The organism is Sinorhizobium arboris LMG 14919 (genome assembly GCF_000427465.1).
GTDB lineage: Bacteria > Pseudomonadota > Alphaproteobacteria > Rhizobiales > Rhizobiaceae > Sinorhizobium > Sinorhizobium arboris.
Genome location: NZ_KE386497.1, coordinates 1 through 26,005 on the forward strand (window position 1 = coordinate 1; position 26,005 = coordinate 26,005).

The 26,005-nt window shown below is 60.2% G+C and carries 6 protein-coding genes and 3 pseudogenes; 2 read left to right on the forward strand and 7 right to left on the reverse strand.

Annotation, left to right across the window (positions count from 1 at the left end):
- The 3 genes and pseudogenes from SINAR_RS01000000133980 to SINAR_RS0128940 form a co-directional block, all read right to left on the reverse strand.
- Positions 1–10,328, reverse strand: a pseudogene (locus tag SINAR_RS01000000133980) (non-ribosomal peptide synthetase); the annotation flags it as partial.
- A 1,143-nt stretch (positions 10,329–11,471) separates the two neighbouring features.
- A pseudogene (locus tag SINAR_RS1000000138530) lies at positions 11,472–12,017 on the reverse strand (formyltransferase family protein); the annotation flags it as partial.
- A 1,092-nt stretch (positions 12,018–13,109) separates the two neighbouring features.
- Positions 13,110–13,388, reverse strand: coding sequence for an HU family DNA-binding protein (locus tag SINAR_RS0128940; protein WP_028002333.1), 279 nt, complete (start codon positions 13,386–13,388; stop codon positions 13,110–13,112).
- Positions 13,389–13,750: 362 nt separating this feature from the next.
- Between SINAR_RS0128940 and SINAR_RS1000000138535 the strand changes: the two genes are divergently transcribed.
- Positions 13,751–14,044 carry a DUF1826 domain-containing protein gene (locus SINAR_RS1000000138535; protein WP_419761340.1) on the forward strand — a complete coding sequence of 98 codons (294 nt, stop codon included), beginning with the start codon at positions 13,751–13,753 and terminating at the stop codon, positions 14,042–14,044.
- Positions 13,995–16,151, forward strand: coding sequence for a S46 family peptidase (locus SINAR_RS0128950; RefSeq protein ID WP_272913711.1), 2,157 nt, complete (start codon positions 13,995–13,997; stop codon positions 16,149–16,151). Before SINAR_RS1000000138535 ends, SINAR_RS0128950 begins: the two co-directional genes overlap by 50 nt.
- A 671-nt stretch (positions 16,152–16,822) precedes the next feature.
- Here SINAR_RS0128950 and SINAR_RS1000000137910 read toward each other — a convergent pair.
- The 4 genes and pseudogenes from SINAR_RS1000000137910 to SINAR_RS0128965 form a co-directional block, all read right to left on the reverse strand.
- Positions 16,823–17,188, reverse strand: a complete 366-nt coding sequence (locus tag SINAR_RS1000000137910) for a 4'-phosphopantetheinyl transferase family protein (protein ID WP_234710715.1) — start codon at positions 17,186–17,188, stop codon at positions 16,823–16,825.
- A gap of 6 nt (positions 17,189–17,194) precedes the next feature.
- A pseudogene (locus tag SINAR_RS1000000137915) lies at positions 17,195–17,392 on the reverse strand (4'-phosphopantetheinyl transferase family protein); the annotation flags it as partial.
- 300 nt (positions 17,393–17,692) lie between these two features.
- On the reverse strand, positions 17,693–19,078 hold the full coding sequence (locus SINAR_RS0128960; protein WP_336884860.1) for an MATE family efflux transporter: 1,386 nt from the start codon (positions 19,076–19,078) through the stop codon (positions 17,693–17,695).
- Between the two features lie 5 nt (positions 19,079–19,083).
- Positions 19,084–25,527 (reverse strand): non-ribosomal peptide synthetase, encoded by a 6,444-nt coding sequence (locus SINAR_RS0128965; RefSeq protein WP_028002338.1) that lies wholly within the window; start codon positions 25,525–25,527, stop codon positions 19,084–19,086.
- Between the last annotated feature and the right edge of the window lie 478 nt (positions 25,528–26,005).

Below are 26,005 nucleotides of genomic sequence, written 5' to 3' on the forward strand. Positions count from 1 at the left end.
CAAAGCATGAGTTGCGGGGCGGCATCGTCGAGCACCTGGTTGAGCCGTGCGCAGGGATAGGCCGGGTCGAGCGGCACATAGGCGCCGCCCGCTTTCAGGATCGCCAGCAGCCCCACCACCATCGCCGGGCTGCGCTCGACGCAGATCGCCACCGGCTGGTCGGGCTTCACCCCAAGCCCGATCAGATGATGGGCCAGACGGTTGGCCCGGGCGTTGAGCTCGCCATAGCTCAGCTCTTCATCCTCGAAGACCACCGCCACCGCGTCCGGCGCCCGGCGCACCTGCGCCTCGAACAGCTCGTGCACGCACAGGCCCGACGGATAGTCCGCTTCCGTCCGGTTCAGCTCCTCCAGCAGATAGCGGCGCTCGTCGGCCGGCAGGATGTCGATGCGGCCGACCGGCTGCCCGGCATCGGCAACCATCGCCCGCAGCAGGGCGAGCAGATAGCCGCGCTGCCGCTCGATCGTCGCCCGGTCGAACAGCGCCGTCGCATAGCCCAGAGTCCCGGCGATGACCTCGCCATCGTCGCGAAGGTCAAGCTCCAGATCGAACTTGACCTGATCGAGCCCCTCGCCTGCAGCCTCCACCCGCAGCTCCGGCAGGTCCAATGATCCGACGCTGTTGTTCTGCCAGGCCAACATCACCTGGAACAACGGCGTGTGATCGAGGGCGCGGGGCGGCCGGACGATCTCCACCACCTGCTCGAACGGCAGGTCCTGATGCTCCTGCGCGGCGAGTGCCGTGCGCCGCGTCCGCTCCAGAAGCTCCGACACGCTCGGCTCGCCGGACAGATCGATTCGAACCGCCAGGGTGTTGACGAAGAAGCCGATCAGCTCTTCGACCTCGCGGCGGCCGCGATTGGCGCTCGGCACGCCGATGACAAGGTCGTCCTGCCCCGACAGGCGCGACAGCACCGCCGCCCAGGCCGCCAGCACCGTCATGAACATGGTCGTGCCATGCTGGTGGCTCAGCCGCTTCAGCCCGCGCGTCAGATCCTGATCGATGACGACAGGCACGCTGGCTCCGGCAAACGACTGCTGCGCCGGCCGTGGCCGGTCGGTCGGCAGCGCCAGACGGGCCGGCGCACCAGACAGGCTGTCGCGCCAATACTGCGCCTGGGCCTGCAGCCGCTCGCCCGACAACCATTGCCGTTGCCAGGCGGCGTAGTCCGGATACTGGATGGTCAGCGGCGCCAGCGGGTTCTGCTGGCCAGAGGCAAACGCCCGGTAAAGCTGACTAAGCTCGCGCATCAGCACGCCCATCGACCAGCCGTCCGCGACGATGTGATGCTGCGTCAGCAGGAAGACGTGATCGTCATCCGCCAGCCGGATCAGGCGGCCGCGGATCAGCGGCCCGCGCGCCAGATCGAACGGTGTCCTTGCTTCTTCTGCGCACAGAGCCGAAAGCAAAACCTCGGCATCCGGCAGCCCTTGCAGATCGTGCTCTGTCACCGGCAGGCCGGCATCGGCCGGCAGCAGCTCGACCCGGGGCCGGCCCTCAGGGGCGACAAAGACACTGCGCAGCGCCTCGTGACGGGCAAACAGCTGATCAAGGCTGCGCCGCCATGCGACATGATCGAGCCTGCCCCGCAATCGCCAGCCCAGGGGAATGTTATAGTTCGTGCTGTCTTCGTCCAACTGCGACAAGAACCAGAGACGCTGCTGCGAATAGGACAGCGCAAGCGCACCATCACGGCTGATGTTCGGTATCAGTGTAGCTTTTAGGTCCCGGGCTCGATTTCGCTCTCTGGCCAGGGAAAGGAGCTTAGCTAAGCCGCCTGAATCCAGTTCTTCTAATTGGTCGATGACAAAATCGGTCATTTCAGAGTCCTAGGAAGAAAGCAGCTTCTGAAGTTCGTCGCGATCAAATTCTTGAGTGATCAAGCTGATGGAAGATTCCCGGGCTAGCTCAGCCAATGTCGGCGTGGCGAACAGGGTCGCCAGTGGCAGCTCCACTGCCAAGGCCTCTGTCAGCCTGGCAAGCAGGCGCACCGCCAGCAGCGAATGGCCGCCGAGCTCGAAGAAGTTGTCGTGGCGGCCGACCCGCTCGATGCCGAGCAGCTCTTCCCAGATCGCCGCCAGCAGCGTCTCGATCTCGCCGCGCGGCGCCTCATAGGCCCGGCGCGCATAGGCATCGTCAGCCGGCAAGGGCAGCGCCTTGCGGTCGAGCTTGCCGTTCGGCGTCAGCGGCAGTGCGTCCAGCCGCACGAAGGCCGACGGCACCATGTAGTCCGGCAGCAGGCCACCGAGATGGGCCCGCAACGACGCGGCAAGCTCGGCGCCACCGGCCTCGTCCGACCCGTCCGTCCTCTTTGCAACCACATAGGCGACGAGCCGCTTGTCGCCGGCGCGATCCTCCCGCGCCACCACCACCGCCTCGCCGACAAGCGCGTGCTCGCAGAGCCGGGCAGCGATCTCGCCCGGCTCGATGCGGAAGCCGCGGATCTTCACCTGCTCGTCGTTGCGGCCCAGGAACTCGAGATTGCCATCCGGCAGGTAGCGGGCCAGGTCGCCGGTCCGGTACATGCGTGCATCCGCCTTGCCGATGAACGGATCGGCCAGGAACCGCTCCGCCGTCAGCTCCGGGCGATTGAGGTAGCCGCGCGCTACCCCTGCCCCGCCGATATAGAGCTCGCCAACGGCCCCGAACGGCACAGGCTGACCATGGTCGTCAAGCAGATAGAGCCGCGTGTTCGCGATTGGGCGGCCGATCGGCACATTTGTCGATGCGGAAAGGTCTGCNGGGATGTCATGGAAAGCACAACCGACAACCGCTTCCGTCGGACCATACTCGTTGACCATTCTGGCAGCCGGCTGGATCTGACGCCATAGCTCGACCGTCGACGACGACAATGCCTCGCCGCCAATGACGAACAGCTCCACCTGACTGGCATCTCCAGCCGACTGCAGCTGCTGCCCCAGAACATCCAGATGACTGGGAGTGATTTTGACCAGCCTGCGGCCTAAGCCAAGCTCTGCCTTAAGGTTCTCGGTTTCATTTCCCTTGGATACGAGATGTTCATGCCCACCACAGATAAGAGGCGTAAACAGACTGGTAATCGTAGCATCGAAGGCGAGCGAAGAGGAGACGACGGAGGAGGATATGGGAGCGTAGATCTCACGAGCCCAGCTTAGATAATTGGTCATCCCGCGATGCTCGACCATGACGCCCTTGGGCGTTCCGGTGGAGGCGGAGGTGTAGATGACGTAGGCGAGATGGCTGGGGGTGAGGCCGAGCGCACGCGGGTCCGGCTCCGACGCCGGCAGTTCCGCCCAGGCCGGGGTGGCCGCATCCAGATCAATCACGCTGAGATCGGCGAGTGCCTCGGCGCCCAGCGCTTCGCGGCCGGCGGCATCGCAAAGCATGAGTTGCGGGGCGGCATCGTCGAGCACCTGGTTGAGCCGCGCGCAGGGATAGGCCGGGTCGAGCGGCACATAGGCGCCGCCGGCCTTGAGGATCGCCAGCAGCCCCACCACCATCGCCGGGCTGCGCTCGACGCAGATCGCAATGCGCGCGTCCGGTTTCACCCCAAGCCCGATCAGATGATGGGCGAGCCGGTTGGCCCGGACATTGAGGGCACCATAGGAGATCGACTGCCCTTCGAAGACCACCGCCACGGCGTCCGGCGCCCGGCGCACCTGGGCCTCGAACAGTTCGTGGACGCACAGCTCCGACGGATAATCCGCTTCCGTGCGGTTCAGTTCCTCCAGCAGATAGCGGCGCTCGTCGGCCGGCAGGATGTCGATGCGGCCGACCGGCTGCGCGGCATCGGCAACCATCGCCCGCAGCAGCGCCAGCAGGTAGCCGCGCTGCCGCTCGATCGTCGCCCGGTCGAACAGCGCCGTCGCATAACCCAGAGTCCCGGCGATGACCTCGCCCTGATCCCCCAGGTTCAGTTCCAGATCGAACTTCACCTGATCGAGCCCCTCCCCCGCGGCCTCCACCCGCAGCCCCGGCAGGTCCAATGACCCGCCGCTGTTGTTCTTCCAGGCCAACATCACCTGGAACAACGGCGTGTGATCAAGGGCCCGGGGCGGCTGGACGATCTCGACCACCTGCTCGAATGGCAGGTCCTGATGCTCCTGCGCGGCGAGCGCCGTGCGCCGCGTCTGCTCCAGCAGCTCCGACACGCTCGGTTCGCCGGACAGATCGATGCGAACNGCCAGGGTGTTGACGAAGAAGCCGATCAGCTCCTCGACCTCGCGCCGGCCGCGATTGGCGCTCGGCACGCCGATGACAAGGTCGTCCTGCCCGGACAGGCGCGACAGCACCGCCGCCCAGGCCGCCAATATCGTCATGAACAAGGTCGTGCCATGCTGCCGGCTCAGCCGCTTCAGCTGCCGCGTCAGATCCTGGTCGATGACGACAGGCACGCTGGCTCCGGCAAACGACTGCTGCTCCGGCCGCGGCCGGTCCGTCGGCAGCGCCAGACGTGCAGGAGCACCAGACAGGCTGTCGCGCCAATACTGCGCCTGGGCCTGCAGCCGTTCCCCCGACAGCCATTGCCGTTGCCAGGCGGCATAATCCGGATACTGGATCGCCAGCGGCGGCAAAGGATCGGCGCGCCCGGCCGCAAACGCCCGGTAAAGCTGACTGAGCTCACGCACCAGCACGCCCATCGACCAGCCATCCGAGACGATGTGATGCTGTGTCAGCAGGAAGACGTGGTCGTCATCGGCCAGCCGGATCAGCCGGCCGCGGATCAGCGGCCCGCGCGCCAGATCGAACGGCGTGCGCGCCTCATCATGGTAGAGATCCGCAAGCACGGCATCCGCATCCGGCAGCCCCTGCAGATCATGCTCCGTCACCGGCAGGCCGGCATCGGCCGGCAGCAGCTCGACCCGGGGCCGGCCCTCAGGGGCGACAAAGACACTGCGCGGCGCCTCGTGACGGGCAAACAGACGGTCAAGGCTGCGCCGCCAGGCGACGCGGTCGAGCGCTCCGCGCAGCCGCAAGCCCAACGGGATGTGATAGTTGGTGCTGCCCTCGTCGAGCTGCGCCAAAAACCACAGCCGCTGCTGCGCAAACGACAGCACCAGCGGCTCGTCGCGCGAGACGGCGTCAATCGCCGGCAGGTCTTGCGGACCGGCGCGGCGCAACTGTTCGGCGATGCTTTCCGCCAGATCGGCAAGCACCGGCCTGGCGAACAGGGTCGCCAGCGGCACCTCGACACCGACAGCCTGCGGCAACCGGCTCGAGAGCTGCACCGCCAGCAGCGAGTGGCCGCCGAGCTCGAAGAAGTTGTCGTGGCGGCCGATCCGCTCGATGCCGAGACGCTCTTGCCACATCGCCGCCAGTGCCGTCTCGATCTCGCCGCGCGGCGCCTCGAAAACCCGGCGCGCATAGGCATCGTCGGCAGGTGCCGGCAGCGCCTTGCGGTCGAGCTTGCCGTTGGCCGTCAGCGGCAGCACATCCAGCCGCACGAAGGCCGACGGCACCATGTAGGCCGGCAGCAGGCTACCGAGATGGGCCCGCAACGCCGCAGCAAGCTCGGCGCCATCCGCTTCATCCGACCCGTCTGCCGTCTTCGCAACCACATAGGCGACAAGCCGCTTGTCGCCGGTCGCATCCTGGCGCGCCACGACGGCCGCATCGCCGACAAGCTCATGCTCCAGCAGCCGGGCGGCGATCTCGCCCGGCTCGATGCGCAAGCCGCGGATCTTCACCTGCTCGTCGTTGCGGCCCAGAAACTCGATATTGCCATCCGGCAGATAGCGCGCCAGGTCGCCGGTCCGATAGAGACGATCGCCTTCGACAAAGACACTGGCGATGAACCGCTCCGCCGTCAGATCGGGCCGGTTGAGGTAGCCGCGCGCAACCACTGCCCCGCCGATATAGAGCTCGCCCACTGCCCCGAACGGAACAGGCTGACCATGATCGTCCAGCAGGTACACCCGCGCGTTCGCGATCGGACGGCCGATCGGGACGTTCGCGGATACAGCTGGCGCTGCCGGAACCTCATAAAAGAGACAGCCGACGATCGTTTCGGTGGGGCCGTACTCATTCACCATTCTGGCCGCAGGCTGGACCCTGCGCCACAATTCGACTGTCGAACCGAACAGCGCTTCACCGCCAATGATAAACAGGTCAACCTGGCTGGCGGCAGAGTCCGCCAGCATCTGTTGCCCAAGAGCGTCCAGATGGCTCGGGGTGATGTCGATGATCCCGCAATGCGAGCGGATCCTTTCCTTTACCCCCTCGACCTCGTCTCGCCTGACAAGCTGTGCATGGCCACCACACATCAAGGGCGCAAACAGGCTGGTAATAATGGCATCGAAGGCCAAGGACGAGGAGACCACCGAGGAAGACCTGGGCACGTAGGCCCCACAGGCAAAGTGCAAATAGTTCACCAATCCCCGATGCTCGACCATGACGCCCTTGGGCGTGCCGGTAGAGCCTGATGTGTAGATGATGTAGGCGAGGTGGCTGGAGCTCAGGCCGAGCGCATGCGGGTCGGGATCGTCAGCGGGCTGGTCGGCCCAGGGAAGCTCGCCGTCCGAAAAGTCGACCACGCTCAGGCTTGCAATCGCCTCGACGCCCAGCGCTTCGCGGCCGGCGGCATCGCAAAGCATGAGTTGCGGGGCGGCATCGTCGAGCACCTGCCGCAGCCGCGCGCTCGGATAGGCCGGGTCGAGCGGCAGATAGGCGCCGCCGGCTTTGAGGATCGCCAAGACCCCCACCACCATCGCCGGGCTGCGCTCGAGGCAGATCGCCACCGGCTGGTCGGGCTTCACCCCAAGCCCGATCAGATGATGGGCCAGCCGGTTGGCCTCGGCGTTGAGTTCGCCATAGGAGATCGACCGCCGTTCGAAGACCAGCGCCACCGCGTCGGGCGCCCGGCGCACCTGCGCCTCGAACAGCTCGTGGGCGCACAGATCCGACGGATAGTCCGCGTCCGTCAGGTTAAGCTCCTCCAGCAGATAGCGGCGCTCAGCGGCCGGCAGGATGTCGAGCTCGCGCACTGGTCTGTCGGGAGCCTGCTCCAATGCTTCCGCCAGCTGCTCGAGCGCCCGCTGCATGTAGCCGCAGATGCGATCGGGGGAGATCGGCTCGACCGCGTCCGCCGTGAGCCCCAGTGCCTCGCCAAAATCATCCACCGACAGGGTCACGGGATAATTGGTGCGTTCCTCGCTCCCCAGCCATTCCATGCCGGACAGCACGTCGCTTGTTCCCACGTCGGACATGGCCGGCGTGCTTTGGGCCGGCGTGTTGTGGGCCGGCGTGGCGTGGCGATAGTTCAGCAGCGCACTGAACAATGGCACTGGTGCGACAACGCCGCTGCAGCGTTGCGCCAATGCCAGCGGGGCATGCTCGTGTGAGAGCAGCTCGGCCAGACGGGCGTGGGCGATACGCACACTTTGCTCAACCCCGGTGCCATCCAGATCCAGTCGCAACGGCAGGGTATTCATAAACAGGCCCATGGCACGGTCGGCGCCGGCACCGGCATGCATGCGGCCGAACAGCATCGTGCCGAACACCACTTGCTCGCGGCCGCTGCTCCGCGCCACCACCTGGCCCCAGGCCAGATGGCAAAGGCTCGCCAGGCTGACCCCCAGCCGCCGCGCCTGGGCCCGCAGCCGATCGTTGAGCGCCGGCGGCAGCATCCGCTGCGCCTCGCGGGATCCGCGGCCATCGCCGCGAACCTCGCTCAGCCCGAACGGTGTGGTCGGCTCGTCGATGTCGGCGAGCATCTCCCGGAAGAACGCTTCATGCTCTTCGGACGAAACGCCGAGACGGGCCTGCGCCACCAGATTGCGGAACGGCTGCGGCGGCGCCAGCTCATGCGCGCGCCCCTCGAGCACGGCCCGGACCTCGGCATGCATCACTTCGGCCGTCGTGTGATCGCCGATCAGATGATGCCGCAACGCCAAAAGCAGCCAGCGCTCGCTGCCTGGCTCGCGCGCAATCACGAACCGCATCAGCGGCGCCTGGCCAAGGGCGAGACGGTAGTGGCGCGGATCGAACCGGCGCTTCAGCCGTTCGTGGCCGGGACCGCCATTCTCGTCCAGCTCGACCTCGCTCACCGCCAGCGGCGCCTTGCGCCACACAACCTGCGCCGGGCTCGACAGTCCCTGCCAGACAAAGGCGGTGCGCAGGATGTCATGGCGGTCGACCACCTGTTGAACCGCAGCCAGATAGCGGTCCAACAGGCCCCGATCGGCAAAGGCCATCTGCGAGACCAGCAGATAGGGATCGCCCTCGGTTGCCAGCAGATGGTGGAACAGAATGCCGTCCTGCAGCGGCGACAGGCCATAGATATCCTGGATGTTGCCGACGCCGTCGGGCACCGTCGACACGATCCAGTCGATCTCTTTCTGGGTCAGATCGATCAGCGGCAGCATCTCTGGCGTGATCGCCTCACTCTCTTCGGTGATCCGGTTGGCCGGCACCGCCACCTCGTGGTGGCTGCCAAGGCTTGCGGCGAGATCACAAAGCACCGGCTTGGCGAAGAGGGTGCGCACCTCCACCCCGAGCGACTGCCGCCGCAGCCGCTCCATCATTTGCACCGCCAGCAGCGAATGGCCGCCGAGCTCGAAGAAGTTATCGTGGCGGCCGACCCGCTCGATGCCGAGCAGCTCTTCCCAGATCCCGGCCAGCGCCGTTTCGACCGCGCCCTGCGGCGCTTCATAGGCTCGCCGCGCATAGGCCTCGTCGTCAGGAACCGGCAGTGCCTTGCGGTCGAGCTTGCCGTTCGGCGTCAGCGGCAGTGCGTCCAGCCGCACGAAGGCTGACGGCACCATGTAGTCCGGCAGCAGGTCGCCAAGATGGGCCCGCAACGCCGCCGCAAGCTCCGCGCCATCGGCCTCGTCCGACCCGTCCGCCGGCTTCGCAACCACATAGGCGACGAGCCGCTTGTCGCCGGTACGATCCTCGCGCGCCACGACGGACGCATCGGCGACAAGCTCATGCTCGCAGAGCCGGGCGGCGATCTCGCCCGGCTCGATGCGGAAGCCGCGGATCTTCACCTGGTCGTCGTTGCGGCCCAGAAACTCGAGATTGCCGTCCGGCAGATAGCGCGCCAGGTCGCCGGTCCGGTACATGCGGGCATCCGCCTCGCCGCTGAACGGATCGGTCAGGAACCGCTCCGCCGTCAGCTCCGGGCGATTGAGGTAGCCGCGCGCAACCCCTGCCCCGCCGATATAAAGCTCGCCCACAGCCCCGAACGGAACGGGCTGGCCATGGTCGTCAAGCACATAAAGCCGCGTGTTCGATATCGGACGCCCGATCGGGATTGACGTGAGGCCTTCGAGATCGCCCGTTATTTCGAATGAGGCACATCCAACGGTGGCCTCTGTCGGACCAAAATGGTTAATCAGGCGCACATTTGGAAAACGCCGCTGCCAAAATCGCATGTCGGCTGGAACTAGGGCTTCGCCGCCAACCATAAGTGCTTTTGTTGGAGCTTCTTCCTTCCCATCATGCATCGTTTTGTTAAGCATGCTCAGATGCGAGGGAGTAACCTTGACCAAATCGAAGGTTTGTCCATCCGTCGATTCAGCAAGAGAGTTAATTTGGACAGCCGGATCTAGAAGATGAAGTTTCGTTCCCGCCAGCAGCGGCCCGAATAGGGTCGTAACGATGCCATCAAAACTCATCGAATGCGTTACAGGCGAGCCATTCGAAGTTCTCTGGTAAAAGCTTCGATTTGACCACTGCAAATAGTTCGACAACTGTTGATGCTCGACCATGACGCCTTTTGGCGTTCCGCTAGAGCCTGATGTGTAGATGACATAGGCGAGATGGCGCGCTGTCAGGCCGAGGGCGTGCGGGTCGGGATCGTCAGCGGGCTGGTCGGCCCAGGAAAGCTCGCCGTCCGAGAAGTCGATCACGCTCAGATCGGCGAGTGCCTCGGCGCCCAGCGCTTCGCGGCCGGCGGCATCGCAAAGCATGAGCCGCGGGGCGGCATCGTCGAGCACCTGCCGCAGCCGCGCGGAGGGATAGGCCGGGTCGAGCGGCACATAGGCACCGCCCGCCTTGAGGATCGCCAGCAACCCCACCACCATCGCCGGGCTGCGCTCCAGGCAGATGGCCACCGGCTGGTCCGGCTTGACCCCAAGGTCGATCAGATGATGGGCCAGCCGGTTGGCCTGAGCATTCAGTTCGCCATAGGAGATCGACTGCGCTTCGAAGACCACCGCCACGGTGTCGGGCGCCCGGCGCACCTGCGCCTCGAACAGTTCATGGACGCAAAGCTCCGACGGATAGTCCACTTCCGTCCGGTTCAGATCTTCAAGAAGATAGCCCCGCTCCTCAGCTGAAAGCAGCTCGATCCGGCCGACCGGTTGCTGTGGATTGAGTGTAGCGACGCTTAGAAGATTCTCTAGATGCTGCGTAACATTGCCGATTTTCTCGGGCGCCCAGCGATTTTCATCAATGTGCCACCTAAAGCTCCCGTCGACCGCGTTGATTTCAAGCGTCAGTAAGCTGCCTGGCAGGATCATTTCCGACTCGGGATTGGACCCAAGTTCGTCAACTGAACGGCCGTGGCTCATCGTCGTCATCATAACGCCAATTGGCCACGGTTGACGCAATTGCAGCCCTTTGTCGCCCGACAGTGCCGGGCTACGTGCTATGAGATCGCGGGCAAAGCTAGTGTGTCTACGCAATAGAACACATTCAGCCGCGACCGTCGCGCGTAGCTCAGAAAAACCGTGATTGACGTCGATGGTAATTTCCATCGGCACGATAGACGCTATAAGCTTCTGCGCCAGACGCCCATCAATCTGCGTTTCATCGAGTGCTGGACGCCAACCTAGCTGAAGCTCTGCTTCACCTGCCGTGCGGACCAAATAAATCAACCAAGCACTCAACAAGCATTCCACGCGATCCGTCGGCGAGAGTTCTGCCAAGGCATCTATATTGCGCCAGGAACTCGTGTGCCATTTGGGCGGTTGTTCGCCCAGAAGAGACGAAACATAAGGTAGCTGCGATGGTTTGAATGTCTCAAGTCGCCGCAGCCAAAATCTCTCCCGTGGAGCCAACGCTTCACAGATAGTAGTTATGGACAATGCCTGGTCATCGCTCAAAATCGCGAGACGGTCACCTACATTCAGACAAGAGCGTTCTGCGAGTGCTATCGCATCGACGAACGGGCCATTGGGAGCACCAAACCAAAGATCAACGTCTTCTGTTTCCGTCGCGACACGCCAGTGGTCTGGATGTATTTCGAGCAGGGAGCCTGGCTGATAATCAGAAGACCGAGTGGATACCTCCAAGCGCCGAACCGGGATAGCATCTTCTCCGACGACAACCTTAGGCAAGCACAACGGATTCGGATGATAAGGGCCGAAGTCCAAACCACGAGCAATCGCTGATAATTCCTGCGCGGACTGGTTCCATCTTAGACAACCAGCGGCAATAGGCCGTTGCTTCCTCGGAAAATAGGTCCTGTTTGCCAGCTGCTGCGGGCGGCCCTGGAGATCGGCCCGCGCTATTTTCGCTAAAAGAGCGCGAAACCCTTCTATCGCGGCATCATAGCATTTAAGGTTGAGGGTCAATGCCGTATCGGTTGATGCAATGGGCACCGGGCACTGCACAACTACGTTGCCCGTGTCAATACCAGGATCCATGTGATGCCACGAAATGGCGTATTGGCTCTCTTGCGCCAGAATTGCCCAGCTTGTCGCGTGGGTCCCTGCGTAACGCGGCAGTGGGCTGTCGTGATAATTGAACGCACCTACACGTGCTTGCTCCAATAAATGAGCTGGCAAGATAACGGGATTAACGACGGAAAATATCAAATCGACATTCACATCGCATAGAAATTCATAGGTCTGGTCGACGTTATCGAAGCAATGGATGCCTAAATGAGTAGCCCAGGTACGGAACACATCATCTGTAGGTAGAACGGCGGGTACGGAACAGCCCATTTCCTTTGCCATCTGTGCACATCTAATACTAAGCGTGCCACCACCGACAAAGATAACTGATAGGGTTGATGTAGTGCTGGGGTCTCCCAGATCTTGGCCGCAGCCCTCATGGCTATTCGAGCTTTCCGGACGCGACAAATCGATCATTTTTGGTCCTCTTCAGCGATCTCGTGCTCACGCGTTATCAATAGTCCATCCAGCCGTTGCCAGCGGGCGCTATGAGAACATCGTCACCATCGCTGCCGAGGAGGCTGTTGTAACTTGGGCCACCATGGATTAGCACGGCAGCTAATCATGGTTTAACGCCTCAACATCATCTCCTTTACCGTTACCCCACATCGGCCCGTTGGCCTAATCGATTGATTTGATGGGAGCTATTCAAATATCGGCTTCATCGGCGCGCTTTACTTCACAGCTTCCAATGTATGGACCGACGCACCCCGTTCTGACTGTCCATCCGATTGGCGTTGGTGCGCGAGCTCTGCCGTCCACCAAAGACGGTCCCGGTTCTCGCCCAGTCTCTCGCTGTGGAACGGCTAGTTTCATCGGCGCCCGCGGTCTTCTGGCGACCACCGCATCCCAGGCGAGCCGCGTTGAGCGTGTCTACGGGAGGGGCAAATTTTGCAGAACAATGGGATGGCGCTCACGGGACCATTACGGTGTCCGACATTGGCGGCGAAGTTCTAACAACGCGCGTAACCCGTAGAGCCCGCCGCCGTTTACGCACTCTGCGCCTGCATATCCGCGATCGTGATGATGCGCACGCATCGGTTCGACGTGCGCCTTTCAAGAGCGCACTTCGAACTGTAGATTTGGAGGGTCGAACTCGGGAAAAGTAACGATTTACGAGCGCGCCCCTCGGCGCTGACCTTCCCTGCGTATGCTGGACTTAAGACCTGGCCGGAACGCGGGTGGATTTCCGCAGCAGGGGTGCTCCGCGGCTGCGGCCTTGCTTTAATTGGCAGATGCGGCTTCGTGGCGCCGACTGATCGGCATCTACGCGCCTGACGACGTGACGGGCGCGTAGCGAAGTTTGCCTGGTCCGGGCGCATCCAGATAGTTCCGCCGCACCGTGAGCTACAGCGCCCTGCGCCCAATCAGACGCGCAAAGGACGCTGCAGCACTTTGAATTGCTGCATGTATTTATCCTTAAATCGGGTACGTAAGGAAACATGCAGGAGTACGCTGCCGAATTTCGAGTCATTTTGATCTCAGCGTGCCCGCCAACGGCGGCAGACGCTATTTGTTCAAGGCGTCCTTGAGAGCTTTTGCCGGCGTGAAGGTCAGCTTCTTCGCAGCAGCAACCTTGATGGTGGCACCGGTTGCCGGATTACGCGCTTCCCGCTCCGGCGTGTCCTTTACCTTGAACTTGCCAAAGCCGGGGATCGACGTTTCGGAGCCAGCAGTTGCCGCGGCAGTGATCGCGCCGAAGACTGCTTCGACGATCGCCTTCCCTTGGGCCTTGGTGAGTTGATGGTCAGCGGCGATCTTGTCGGCAATTTCATTGGTGGTAGTCATGCATTCCCCTTCCTCAAAGAAGAAGAGCATTCACCGCAGAGCCAGCCCTGTCACGCGATTGTTTGCCATGTTGCCACGTGACTGGTGCATTTCCACAACTTCCGCACTCCCTATGCCCGTCTCTCTCTCTCTCTCTCTCTGACGCAGGCGGTTAAGGCGGCGGCTGACCGGCGGTCCAGTTGGCGATGCGAGGGCCGCGTCAATATGTCGGTTCCGCTACGGATGTCGGAGACGGGACATACATGGAGCGGTCTCCCCACGTTGTATTTGAAACTGTTTTCCTTTGGCACGATTACTGCATCGGACGGTTGGCAACCGTCGCGGTATGCAATCCCATATAAGGAGAGGTGAGCGCAATGCAGATGCGCGCGTTAACAGTCCACTGTGCCGTCACGGAGTGGCAGCCGCGAAGACGATCGAGCAGGGCCACCCCAGGTCCGACGGCGATGTTCAAGGAATACAGATCTGGCAGGCAGAACCCGAGCATATTGCATCGCTCTCCCGCGATCAGCTCGACGGGTGAACAGCGTCTCGCGCTGGTCATCGATACAGCCCACGAAATAAATCAGCCACCAGGACGGGAGCTACATCAACATGAACTCAAATATGAAATGTTTGGCCCAAGCAAGTACCATCGCCTTGCTCTGGACCGCTAGCGCTGCGTCGGCGCATGAAGGTATGTGGATGCCCGACCAGACTGCAGAAATCGGCGCGGCCATGCGCGCGGATGGGCTCAAGATTGATCCCGCCCAATTGAGCCGTCTCGACGCTGCCCCGCTCAACGCGATCGTCTCACTCGGCGGATGCTCCGCCTCATTCGTCAGTCCCGAAGGGCTGGTCGCGACCAATCACCACTGCGTAGTGGGATCCCTCCAGAACATCAGCAAGGAGGGCGAGGACCATCTCACAGACGGCTTTCTGGCGAGAAGCCTGAGTGAAGAATTGCCTGCGGCTCGCGGCAGCCGCATCTATGTTATCGAAGATCAACGGGAAGTGACCGCCGACATGCTCAAGGGGATCTCGGCCGACCTGACCGGTTTTGCCCGCCATGAGCAGCTCGACGCTAACCGCAAGGCCCTGATCGCCGCGTGTGAAGAACAGCCCAACCGCCGCTGCGACGTGCGGGCCTATTATGGCGGCGCCTCCTACTACCTTCATGAGAAGCTCGAAATTCAGGACGTGCGCCTCGTCTATGCGCCCGCACGTGGCATCGGCGAATTCGGCGGCGAAAAGGACAATTGGATGTGGCCACGCCACACAGGCGACTTCGGCTTTTATCGCGCCTATGTCGCTCCTGATGGGTCCTCCCGGCCTTATGCGCCTGACAATGTGCCGTACCGGCCGAAGAACTGGCTGCGCATCGCCCGCGAAGGCCTCAAAGAGGGCGATTTTGTGATGGTCGCTGGCTTTCCCGGTACTACCGATCGGTTTCGCACCGCTGGGGAAGTCCGGTTCAACTTTGCGAAGTACGAACCGCTATGGCAGCGTTGGCTCTCGAATTTTGCCGCCCAGATAAAGCAGGCCACGCTAGGCAACCGCACTGCGCAGATCCGCTACGCCTCCATCCTGCAAGGCGTGGAAAACTACGCGAAGAAGCTGGCGGGCGATCTCGCCGGCGCTGACGCGGTTGGGCTCAACGCTCGCAAGGTCACCGAGGAGACAGCTTATCGCAACTGGGTCGCTAGCGATCCCGCGCGGCAGGCGCGCTATGGCGCGGCGATCCTCGAGCTGGATGCCATAGTGGAGGAGAGCAGCCGGGCCTCGCTCCAGGGGCTGGGGGCGGCGCTGCTCGGCCAATCGCGGATCCTCTCATCCGCGCGCACGCTCTATCGTTGGGCGAAGGAGCACGAGAAACCAGATGCCATCCGCGAAAGCGGCTTTCAGGATCGCGACCGCAGCGAGACCATCGATCGACTGACGCAGGTCGAACGCGAGTATCTGCCCAACATCGATCGCAAGCTGTTCGAGGCCGCACTCGAGGAATATCACCGGCTGGACGCGAAGGACCGCGACACTGCGTTCGAGACCGCTCTGGGCCAAATCGGCCTTGATCGACTCTATGCAGAAACCAAACTCGCCGACACGGCTACGCGGCTCGGCTGGCTCGATAAACCGGCTGCTGCTTTCGAGGCATCGGACGATCCTTTCATCAAGCTGGCGGTTGCACTTTATCCCGGCGAGATAGCCGCGGAGCGCACGAACAAGGATCTCGCCGGCCGCACGCAGGCGGCGCGCGCGACTTATATGCAGGCTCTGCTTGCCTATAGGAAGGCGATCGGCCGGCCCGTGTATCCCGACGCAAATGGATCGCTGCGCCTCACCTGGGGCAAGGTGGCGAGGCGAACGCAAGACGGGCAGATCTGGACGCCCTTCACCACGGCCGAGGGACTGCTGGCCAAGCATACCGGAAAGGGTGAGTTCGACGCGCCCGAAGCCGCCATTGCCGCGATTCGCGCTAAGGACTATGGCCCCTATGTCGCGCCAGCGCTGGGCACGTTACCGGTCGACTTCCTGTCCACGGTCGACATTACCAGTGGCAATAGCGGCTCGGCGACGTTGAATGGGCGCGGCGAGCTCGTTGGTCTCGCCTTCGACGGCACGCTAGAGGGCGTGATTGGGGACTGGGCCTTTCCCGGAGATCGCAATCGCAGCATCCACGTCGACAGTCGTTTCATGCTCTGGACCATGGACAAGATCGACGCCGCGGACCGGTTGCTCAAGGAAATGGGAGTGCCGCCAGCGTCGGCTAGAAAACGGTTGTAATGATGATACTGCGCTCGATCGGCTCGTCAGAAACAGCACTAAGGCTTGCCCGCAGGTTGGTGGACCGTCACCTCCAACCAGCTGGCCGCGGTCTCCTTCTGCTGCTCCAAGGTGAATGAGGAAAAGCCCGCGGGGGCCTGGACACGCGCCTTGCAGTTACATTCAGATTATGTGCGCAGGACCTGCCGCGCCGCTATCCCGCGTGCTGCTCCTCAGCGGAGTCAGGTGCACAACCTGTTGTGAGTGCCCGTTCCGCACCCTAAAGCTGGCACTCATGCTCTTGCGACTATCGATCTTTCACCCCCCTCTCCTGCCTCGCCAACCGAAGGGAGACCAGCCGTGGACTACATTGAGAAATCAAGCGAGCGACAATACACAATAGTGGGGTGGAGCATCCCGGGGTTGCTCGTGAGGGGATCGGGTGACGTTCAACACCACCAGCCTGCCATGGCGCCGCCCCTCTCGGAGAATTAGCAGAATATTCAAGATACTATGGGTTCTTCTTTGCAAAGTGCTTTCGCAGTTGGAGCGCCGGGGCGCTGGCCCACGGATATTGGTTCGCACCACTCACTCAGTCGATCCATCACCTTGTCACGGCTCACCATTGAGCGCTCCATCAGGCGCCGATCGCGCGTAACTGGAGAACGCGAGGCTTTGAGCCGGGGCTAACGCTACCCCGCGATGAATACTGCAGTTAGTACTAGTCCATTTGCAATGCTGAAGCGGCCGCGGAGTTCCCAAGCACAATTGCGGGTCGGCATGAGCGTGTTCGGAAGCCGAGCAACAAACGTCCCGTCCGGAATGAAAGTGATCACCGCGTCCTCGAATCCCAACCATTCACGTGTGAGCGGAAACCACGCTTTGAAGATGCTCTCCTTGGCACTGAAGAGCAATCGGCCCCAATTGAGGCGCCTTGGTGCGTTGGCCAGCCACTCTCGCTCCTCGTTAACCGAGATGAGCTCCAACACGCCCGACGGCAGCTCCTCATCGACTTCTGCATCGATTCCGAGCGCAACGTAGTCCTCCTGCAGGGCCACAGCGGCGGCACAGAATCCAGCACAATGTGTTATGCTGCCGACTATGCCGGCTGGCCAAACTGGTGCCCGGTCAGGTCCACTTGGGATGGCGCACGGAGGAAAGCCAAGCTTGGCTAATGCCGATCTGGCACAGGCTCGTCCGACGGAGAATTCACGCCTCCTGCTTTCGATCGCCCCAGCCACGGCACTCGCTTCTTCGGGCATCACTTCTGGGCCTCTACTTGCCCGAGAGGTTTGCACGGCTATATTGGATGGAAGCAGCGTCTCTATCACTTGAGATTTCCTTTCGCTCGAGCACAATTGAGTACCGCATGGAACGTTGCGCTTACGGCTGGCTACGGTCGCCGGACGGTTTTTTCGAGCGGCTTAAGCACTACAGCGCCGCGCGTCTTATCAGACGCGCAAAGGTCGCTGTAGCACTTTGAATTGCTGCATGTTTTTGTCCTTAAAGTGGATACGATTTAAGGAAACATGCAGTAGCAGCCAAGGGTGCATGACCTCGGATTAGCGGTGCAGGAGCATTCCTTTGAGGTTGTTGAACTGCTTGACCGCTACAAAGATGGCAAGCAGTCCTGCCAGTAGCTCAGCAGCTGCCTGGCTGATCAATAATCCCGTGAATCCCCAAATACGAGGAAATAGTAGTATGGCTGGTACGAAGAGATATCCTTGCCTTGCGAAGGAAACGACGGCACTCAGGCGTGCTCTCCCGAACGACTGAAGCATGGTTATTACCACGTATTGGACGCCAAACAGCCCGAAAAAGAGATGGAACATAATACAGGTGGAGACAGCGATTTCAGTCACATCCTCGCTGTCGCTGAAAAGGCTGACGATTGGCCGGGCGAAAATCACAACCACAGCAGAAAAGCTGACTGAAAAGGCGCAGACTGTGGAAAGCATGAACGTCGCGGCCTTCTGCACCCGTGCAAAATCCTGTGCTCCCCAACTGAAACCAAGGACCGCCTGTGAGCCGATGCAAAAGCCAACGATCGGGAATGTCCCGATCGTTAGCAATCGTGCGGCTATACCCACAGCGGCAATTGAATTGTCGCCGAATGTGGCAGCAGCCCTGTACAAGAACATAAATGAAGCCGCTGTCAAAATACCGGTGATCGTCGCTGGGGCTCCAACGGCGGCTATCTGCTTTAATCGGTCGCCCCTCAAAGTGATGTAGGAAGCTCGGAAACGGACAATCCCGCGTTGCTTGGCGAAATATACGATGTACATGCTGGTGGCGACGATCTGGGACAACAGTGTTGCCAGCGCCGCGCCGCGAACTCCGAGATCCAGAGTGAAAATCAGAAGCGGATCGAGCAGGGCGTTCAACGTGAAAGCCGTAATCATCGTCCACATGCTGAACCGGGTGTTACCCTCAGCCCGTACGATGAACCCACTGACCATGTTCAACAGGATAAGAGTATAACCAACCAGGAGCGTCGAGGCATATTCGAGCGCGGCTGGCATTATCGTTGGACTGGCGCCGAGCAAAGTGAGTGCGTCGCGCAAGCCGAAAAGGATGGTGACAGTAAGCGTCGTTCCGATCGGAACTACGAGACCGAGTGCCAAGCTCGCACCACGACTCGCTTCCAATGAATTGCCAGCTCCAAGATTGCGGGACACGAATGATGCTGTACCGGCCCCGATCCCCTGCCCTACCGCAGACAGCAGCACCACCAACGGCAAAGCAATGCTCACGGCCGCGATGGCCTGGGGGCCAAGCGTACCGACAAAGATTGCATTCACCGCTTGCTGAATTCCATTGATCGACAAACCGATAATCGACGGAATGGAAAGGCGCATGATGAGGTGGGAAACCTTGCCGTCCAACAAACTAATGTGGTCTGCCGGCGATGCCATGCGTTCGTCTTTGCCTTTGATATGTAGCTCCAACGGCCTCATCTGTTGGCCTCTGCAAACGCATCGACAGTCCGTTGCAGCTCTTCGCGCAAACTTGTGCAGAGGCTGCGGGTGGATTCGTAGCCCACTTGTCTTGGATCGTATCTCACTTCAATTTGTAGTTTGCCCGACTGGTATCCGACACGAAACCAAAAGAGATAGTTCATAAGTGACTGATTCATATCTTCGCCGATCCACAGCGGGTGTGGATCTGTGGATAGCAGGCGGCGCGGATAATGACGTTGGAGTCTCGCTCGATAGTTCACTCCGATCCGGGGTAACGGCAGACGATCGATCCGCTCCCGCACATCGGGATGCCGATTCAAGAACTTCAAAGCCCGGAAACCTATGCCCTTGCGCGGCAGCGCGCTGCGTTGCTGATATATAGAGCGAGCCCGGTCTTGACGAGACTCCGTTCCGGCAACGTATAACGGCAGGGGTACCAGTTCACCGATGTAGCCAATCGTTTGCGACGGATCGATGTCGTCGAATAGACCTCCCCGGGTCGAAGTGAGACTGTCAATCCAGAGCGAGTAATTTCCGAAAGCGCGGCCAAATGCCCCCGAGATAGCCGCAAGCAATACATCAAAATCTTCGCAATGCGCAGACGTCGGCACAATCTTGAGAAGGCGCGTCGTCGTCTCCTCATCGAGCCTTAGACGGTATGTGGCCTGATCCTTCCATAGCGGCCTGCAGAATTTCTCATCGATTGGCCCATCGAAGCCTTCATAGTGGAGCCACCTCGCAGTTTCAGCCGAAAATCTTGCCGCACGTGACCCGGCGTCACTTACACGGATATCAAACAACTCATACCGCAGACTCTCCCAATGTTGGAGCTCGGCTGGTGCTTCGCCATTCGCGTAATCATTCAATCGGGCGAGCCATTGAGAAAGGGGCGTGGTCCCTGGATCTGCAGCGATTCGGCCTGCAGCAAGCGAGCTATAAGCTTTATCGAGCGCATTCAGGAACAGCCTGTATCCAACCCCGTCTGCTACAAAGTGATGCAGCAGAACAAGCAAATAGTAATCGCCGCTTTCTGATGTCCGGAAGGCTGAGACTTTGACAAGAGGCGTCCGGCCGTCAAATCGAAAACTGTGCTGACGCTCAGCACAGGCGCGCTCAATGACCGTGAGCTGTTCTGATGTGGCTACTCCGACAAGGTCTACTTCCTCTACAGGGCAATCTGCTATTGATCCGATTACCTGAGATAGACCCCTGTCCGTTTGGTTAATACGGAGCCTCAGTCCTTCCTCCCGCCCGATGACATGCACAAGGGCACGTTCAAGAATGGAAATATTCAACAGGCCGGCGGGCATGAAGAAAAGATCGCCAATGTTGTAGTGCTCGCCCAGTCCAACAATACTATTCCAATGTGTGACTGCAGGGGTTACCGGCAGCGATCCCTTGAGGGTCACACCTGTCGCCGCCGGCGCTTGGTGCGTTGCCAGTTGCCGGATCGTCGGTGTCCGGTGCAACTGACCGACCGTCAAGTTTACTCCCGCGTTACGCGCCAGTGTGACGCACCGCACACTCAGAAGCGAATTTCCGCCGACGTCAAAGAAGCTGTCATCAATGCCGATAGCTTTGGTGCCCAACAGCTCTTGCCAAATCGCGGCGAGGAGTTGCTCCCTTTCCGTGCGCGGTTCAGCCGATCTCGCTTTTCGGATCGGGCGGGATGAAATGGAAGACAGACGAGCCCGATCTATTTTCCCGCTGGGTGTGAGCGGCATACGTTCCACCATCCGAAAATCCGACGGCAGCATGTAAGACGGAAGTGCCTGCCGCAGATGAGTTAGAATGTCTCCTGAAGTCAGATTTTCGTGAGTTGGGGCCAGAAGGGAAACGAGCCGCCGATCGTCATCCGCGCCTTCTACCAGAACCGCGGCTCGCGCAACGCCAGGATAAGATTCAAGCGCCGCTTCAATTTCCTCCAGCTCAATTCTGAAACCCCGAAGCTGAATTTGGTTGTCCGCTCGACCGCAAATCTCCAGAAGGCCTTTGGGTGAAATGCGGGCGATATCGCCACTGCGATAAAGGACGCTGTACTGGCCTCCATCGTATGGGTTTGGCACGAAAGAGTGCTCAGTTCGCTCGGGGTCCTGCCAGTATCCTGCGCTCACACAGCGTCCTGCGAAGCAAAGTTCACCTGAGACTCCGACGGGAACCCGCTTCAACTCTGCATCAAGGACATAAACTTTCACATTATCGATCGGGCGCCCAACCGGAATAACTAACGAGCCATCGTCGGCATCCGATGTTCGGTACACCGCCGCATTAGATGCGCACTCCGTTGTGCCATAAAAATTCCATAGCGGCACATCTGGAAAGCACTCTCGCCAACGAATAGGAAGCGATGGCGGCATCGGTTCAGCACTGCTTGTAACCAGGCGCAAGCTGGTCGTTTTCGGCTGTCGCTTTTGAGAGGCGATTAACCCGGTCAAAATGGCCGGAGAGGCAAACAACCGCGTCACGTGATGCCTTGCTAATGCGCTCAACAAGAGGTCGGGGTCGAGCAACTGCTCATGCGTAAGGATCAGCGTCGGTACCCCCTTCAGGAGCCCTCCAAAATACTCCCACACCGCAGCAACAAGTACCGCTGACTTCTGAACAACCATCACGTCGGTACCATCGAAAGGAAAGCATCGCCACATCCAATTCAATCGATTGAGAATTGCATATTCCGGAATAAGAACGCCCTTCGCCTTACCGGTCGAGGATGAAGTATATATTAGGCTGGCTGCACCCTCCTCGAGTGGCTCGACAGCGCGCCGCGAGACCCGGCCAGGGTCGTATCGAGCCTGCAGCGTAGACAGATTAACGCACGGCACACCGAAAGTGGCCTCTTCATCCGCGACGGCGTGAACAAGGAGGTTTGCCCCACTGTCCCTTATAATGTGGCCGATCCGTTCCTTCGGGAAACTTGGCGATATAGGCACGACGATCGCCTGCAAGTTCCGGATCGCCAAAGTAGTGGCCGCTACATCTGGAGACTGGTCGACCAGTATGGCGACGCTGTCACCCGCGCCCACCCCGCAAGCTTGCAGAACGGACTGGATCGTAGCCACGCGTTTGCGCAACTGACCAAACGTGATTGTGCCGAACTCGCCGAAAAAAGCCACTTGATCGACAGTTGAAGCGCTCACTTGATTAAATGCTTCCACAAGCGAAGGCTCACCCTCACCTAACGGCTCATCGCCCTGTAGCGCGTCTAAAAAAGCGACTTCCGACGGACTGAGGCCGCTCAGCGCCACAATCGGCTCGTGTGGCCTCTCGACACAGGCAGCAATGAGATAGCGAAGATTGTCGGCCATGCGAGCGATCACATCGCTCGAAAAACTGTCTTTGGCATAGGCCAGTTGCAACGCAATTGCGTCGCCTTCGTCTTGCGCGTAAAGGGTGAGATCGAATTTCACATAGCCTGTGTCATATTCGCGAAATGTCAGCTCCAAATCACGTTTTGCTGGGGGCTCCGGAGGCTCGGAGTACATGTTAAACATGACTTGGAAAATAGGCGATTGACCAGGTTCGCGGTGGAATCGAGTATCCTGAACCATCCAGCTAAATGGATACGCCGAGTTCGCGATAGCATCGCTTATGAGGCTCTGCACGTTGGTCGCGTGCGTCACAAAGGATTTATTAACATCGATCGTAGTTCGGATTGGCAGCATGTTGAGGAAGAATCCCACGATCTTCTCGGTGCCTGGTTGACCACGCACCACATGCGGTATGCCAACGACGACATCGTCTTGCCCGCTATACATTCGCAACAACAGCTTGAAACAAGCCAAGAGGATCGTAGAAGTCGTGCATCTGTGCCGGCGTGCAAAGTCTCGCACGTGATCGGACAGTTCGCGCTCAAGGAAAAACGCATGCGAGCTCCCACGCCACGAGTTCTCTTCCGGCCGCGGTCGCCTGCTCCCCAGCGAAAGTACCGGAGGATTGTCGCCTATCTGCCGACGCCAATACCGCCGCTGATCATCGAGCGAGTTCGGTGTAATGTGTACACTTTCCCAATGAGCATAGGTCGAGAGGGATGTGCGTTCCGCTGGAGAGAACGCAGCGGCATTGGAGTATCTTGTCTGCAAGTCTCTGAGGAAGACAGAGATCGACCACGCATCGATGATGATTTCGTGCGCGCTTATCAATATGAGATGGTCATCCTCGCCGAGGCGGATCATCCGCGCACGAAACAAACGTCCTTGACTGAGGTCAAAGGTGTTGTTGAGCTCCGTGCGCCGCAGCTCCGCCACTAGTTCATCGGCCTCCGTTTGAGTCAGGTGAGTGGCGTCCACCAACTCTAGGTCGGAGCGCTGCGGATCATCAAAAATCTGAACCGGCCCGTCTTCGTCGCTGAAACGTGCTGAGAGCGCGTCATGCGCCTGAACAACATCGAACCAGGCTTCATTGAATGCGGCGAGATCGATGGCGCCTCGTATACGCAGCCCGCCCTGAATAATATAGTTCTTCGCAGCCGGATTGAGCTGCCAGAGAAACCAGAGGTGTTCTTGCACTTGCGTCAGGGGTGACCGTTTTAGCTTCCCGCTCGCAGGAAGCAAGTTCTGGGTTGTCTTGGATTGGCTTGATATCGCCGCCCCTAGAGATCTGATGGTCCCATTCAGAACAAGCCTGAAATCCACCTTTGCCGCGAGCTGCCTCTGTATCTGAGCCAATATAAGCATCGCCCGGAGCGAGTCGCCGCCAAGATCCAAGAATTGGTCGTTGGCGCCGATAACTTCGATCCCAAGAACGTTGGACCAAATCTCTCGCAGTGTGCTTTCGAGCTCCGTCTTTGGCTCCTCGAACGGGCTCAGCAGTTCGGGGCGAACGGTCGTCGGGTCCGGCAATGACGCGAGATCCACCTTGCCGTTTGAGGTGATCGGGAATCGGTCGACACGAATGATTCGTTCTGGAATCATGTATCGGGGAAGCACTTCGGCGACAAAGCTTCGGAGTTCCCTCTCTGTTAGTTCGGCAGGAGCCGACACATAGGCCACTATTCGTCTTCGTCTGGATTCGCGATTGGTACAGGTTATGTCGCGTGCGGTTAGTTTCACGCTCTCGTGGACGGGTGCGGTAGCCACTGCGGCAGTTACCAGAGGATGAGCGCATAGGTGAGACTCGATCTCTCCAAGTTCGATCCGGTGCCCCCGCAGCTTGATCTGACGATCTCGTCTACCTAGACATTCCAGAAGGCCGTCTGCCCTGATGCGTCCGAGATCGCCGGTCCTGTAGAGGTGTCGATAGGATGGGTCGTCGGAGAAAGGGTTTGGCACAAAGGCATCTCTGGTACGGTCGCTATCGTTGATGTATCCATCAGCGACACCGACTCCGCTGACATGGATCTCGCCGACTTCCCCCGCCTTGCACAGGCGCAAACCATTGGCGACATAAACCTCAAGATTGGAAATCGGCCTGCCGATGGGCACATAGGTGTCCGCTGCGCTGGGTGGGACCGATATCAAATGGTGCGTCACCCCGTCCGCACATTCTGTCGGGCCGTAGTGATTGAGAATGGGGACTTGAGGATAGAGCGTCAGCCAACTGCGCGCCAAGGCAGGTGTCAGCGGTTCGCCGACCGTAGATACCATGCGTAAGGCACCGAGGAGCCGCTCCGTGGCTGAGAGCGTCTGCAGGTGTTCAACGAATATGGCGAGCACCGATGGAACGAATTGGACGACTGCGACCCGATGTGCCTGCAGTGCTTTAAGAAGCGCCAAGGGAGATCTCAGCGTCGCATCATCTATGATCGCGACGCAACTGCCGACACACAATCCTGCCAAAAGCTGCCATAGGGAGATGTCAAAGCCATGAGAGGCAGTCTGTGCGACACAGTCCTGCTCACTTATTTCGAGCGCATTTATCTTGGCCATCAAATGGTTGTTTAGGCCCGCGCGCTGAACCATCACGCCCTTGGGCCGTCCCGTCGAACCGGACGTAAACAGAATGTAAGCGAGACGGGGTTCAGCCGAAGATGGCATTGCAGGAGAGAAACGGCTACCGAGTAGCGCCGTCTCCACCGTCATGAATTGTCTGGCGCCGTCGCAGTCTTTCTCAAAGAGACCAAGCGCCTCCGGTTTTTCTGGCCCGATAATCAGTGTGCATCCACTTTGCTTAATCATGAAGGAAATTCGGGAGGCTGGTAAGGATGGATCGAGCGGCAAATATGTTGAGCCGCTTTTCAGAATGGCGATTACTGTGGCTGCCCAATTAGAGTTCCGTTCGCCGCAATAGGCCACGACCGCGCCATCCGCGCAGCGCTCCCGTAGGGTGTTTGCGATGGTACCTGACAGCACCCGCAGCTCACCATATGTGAGCTCCTCCGAGCCATGCTGGATTGCAATCCTGTCGGGGGATGATGCCGCAATCTTGTCGATAGCCGCGACTACATCGATGAACTGGCTTCCGACAAATTCGGGCTTCGCAGGTCGAACTTCGTTAAGCATAAATCTCCTCTCAGGGCGCGATCACTAGGTCACGGTCGGGAGGCGTGACGCGTCGCGACGAGAGGTTTCAAAACTCGTGCCAATTACGCGAAGAGGCGCTCAGGCAAGAATGAAGCGCAATATCAACCGTTTAAATGAGGAGCAGGAAACCCGGTCGAACTATAGTTGTCACGGACGCTACAAACAGACGGCGGTGCCGGTTACGCACGTTTCTGAGGAATAGCGGTCAGGAGAGTGTGAACCCGGCAACATTTGGAGCAATTTTCGCTGTCTCGGATCCTGACGCGCCCAAGACCCAGCGCGGGCAAACGAGGTTACCGGCCCTTTGCACCATCGGTATCGATGCACTACCAGCACTCTGCCGCAGGACGCAAGGGAAGGAAGCAAGGGACGGAAGCAATGGCGGGATGGCAGGTCCGAGAGGCGAGCTTACAAGCAAGACTCACACGTGCGAGTCGGCTTGTTCTTGCTCGCCGCC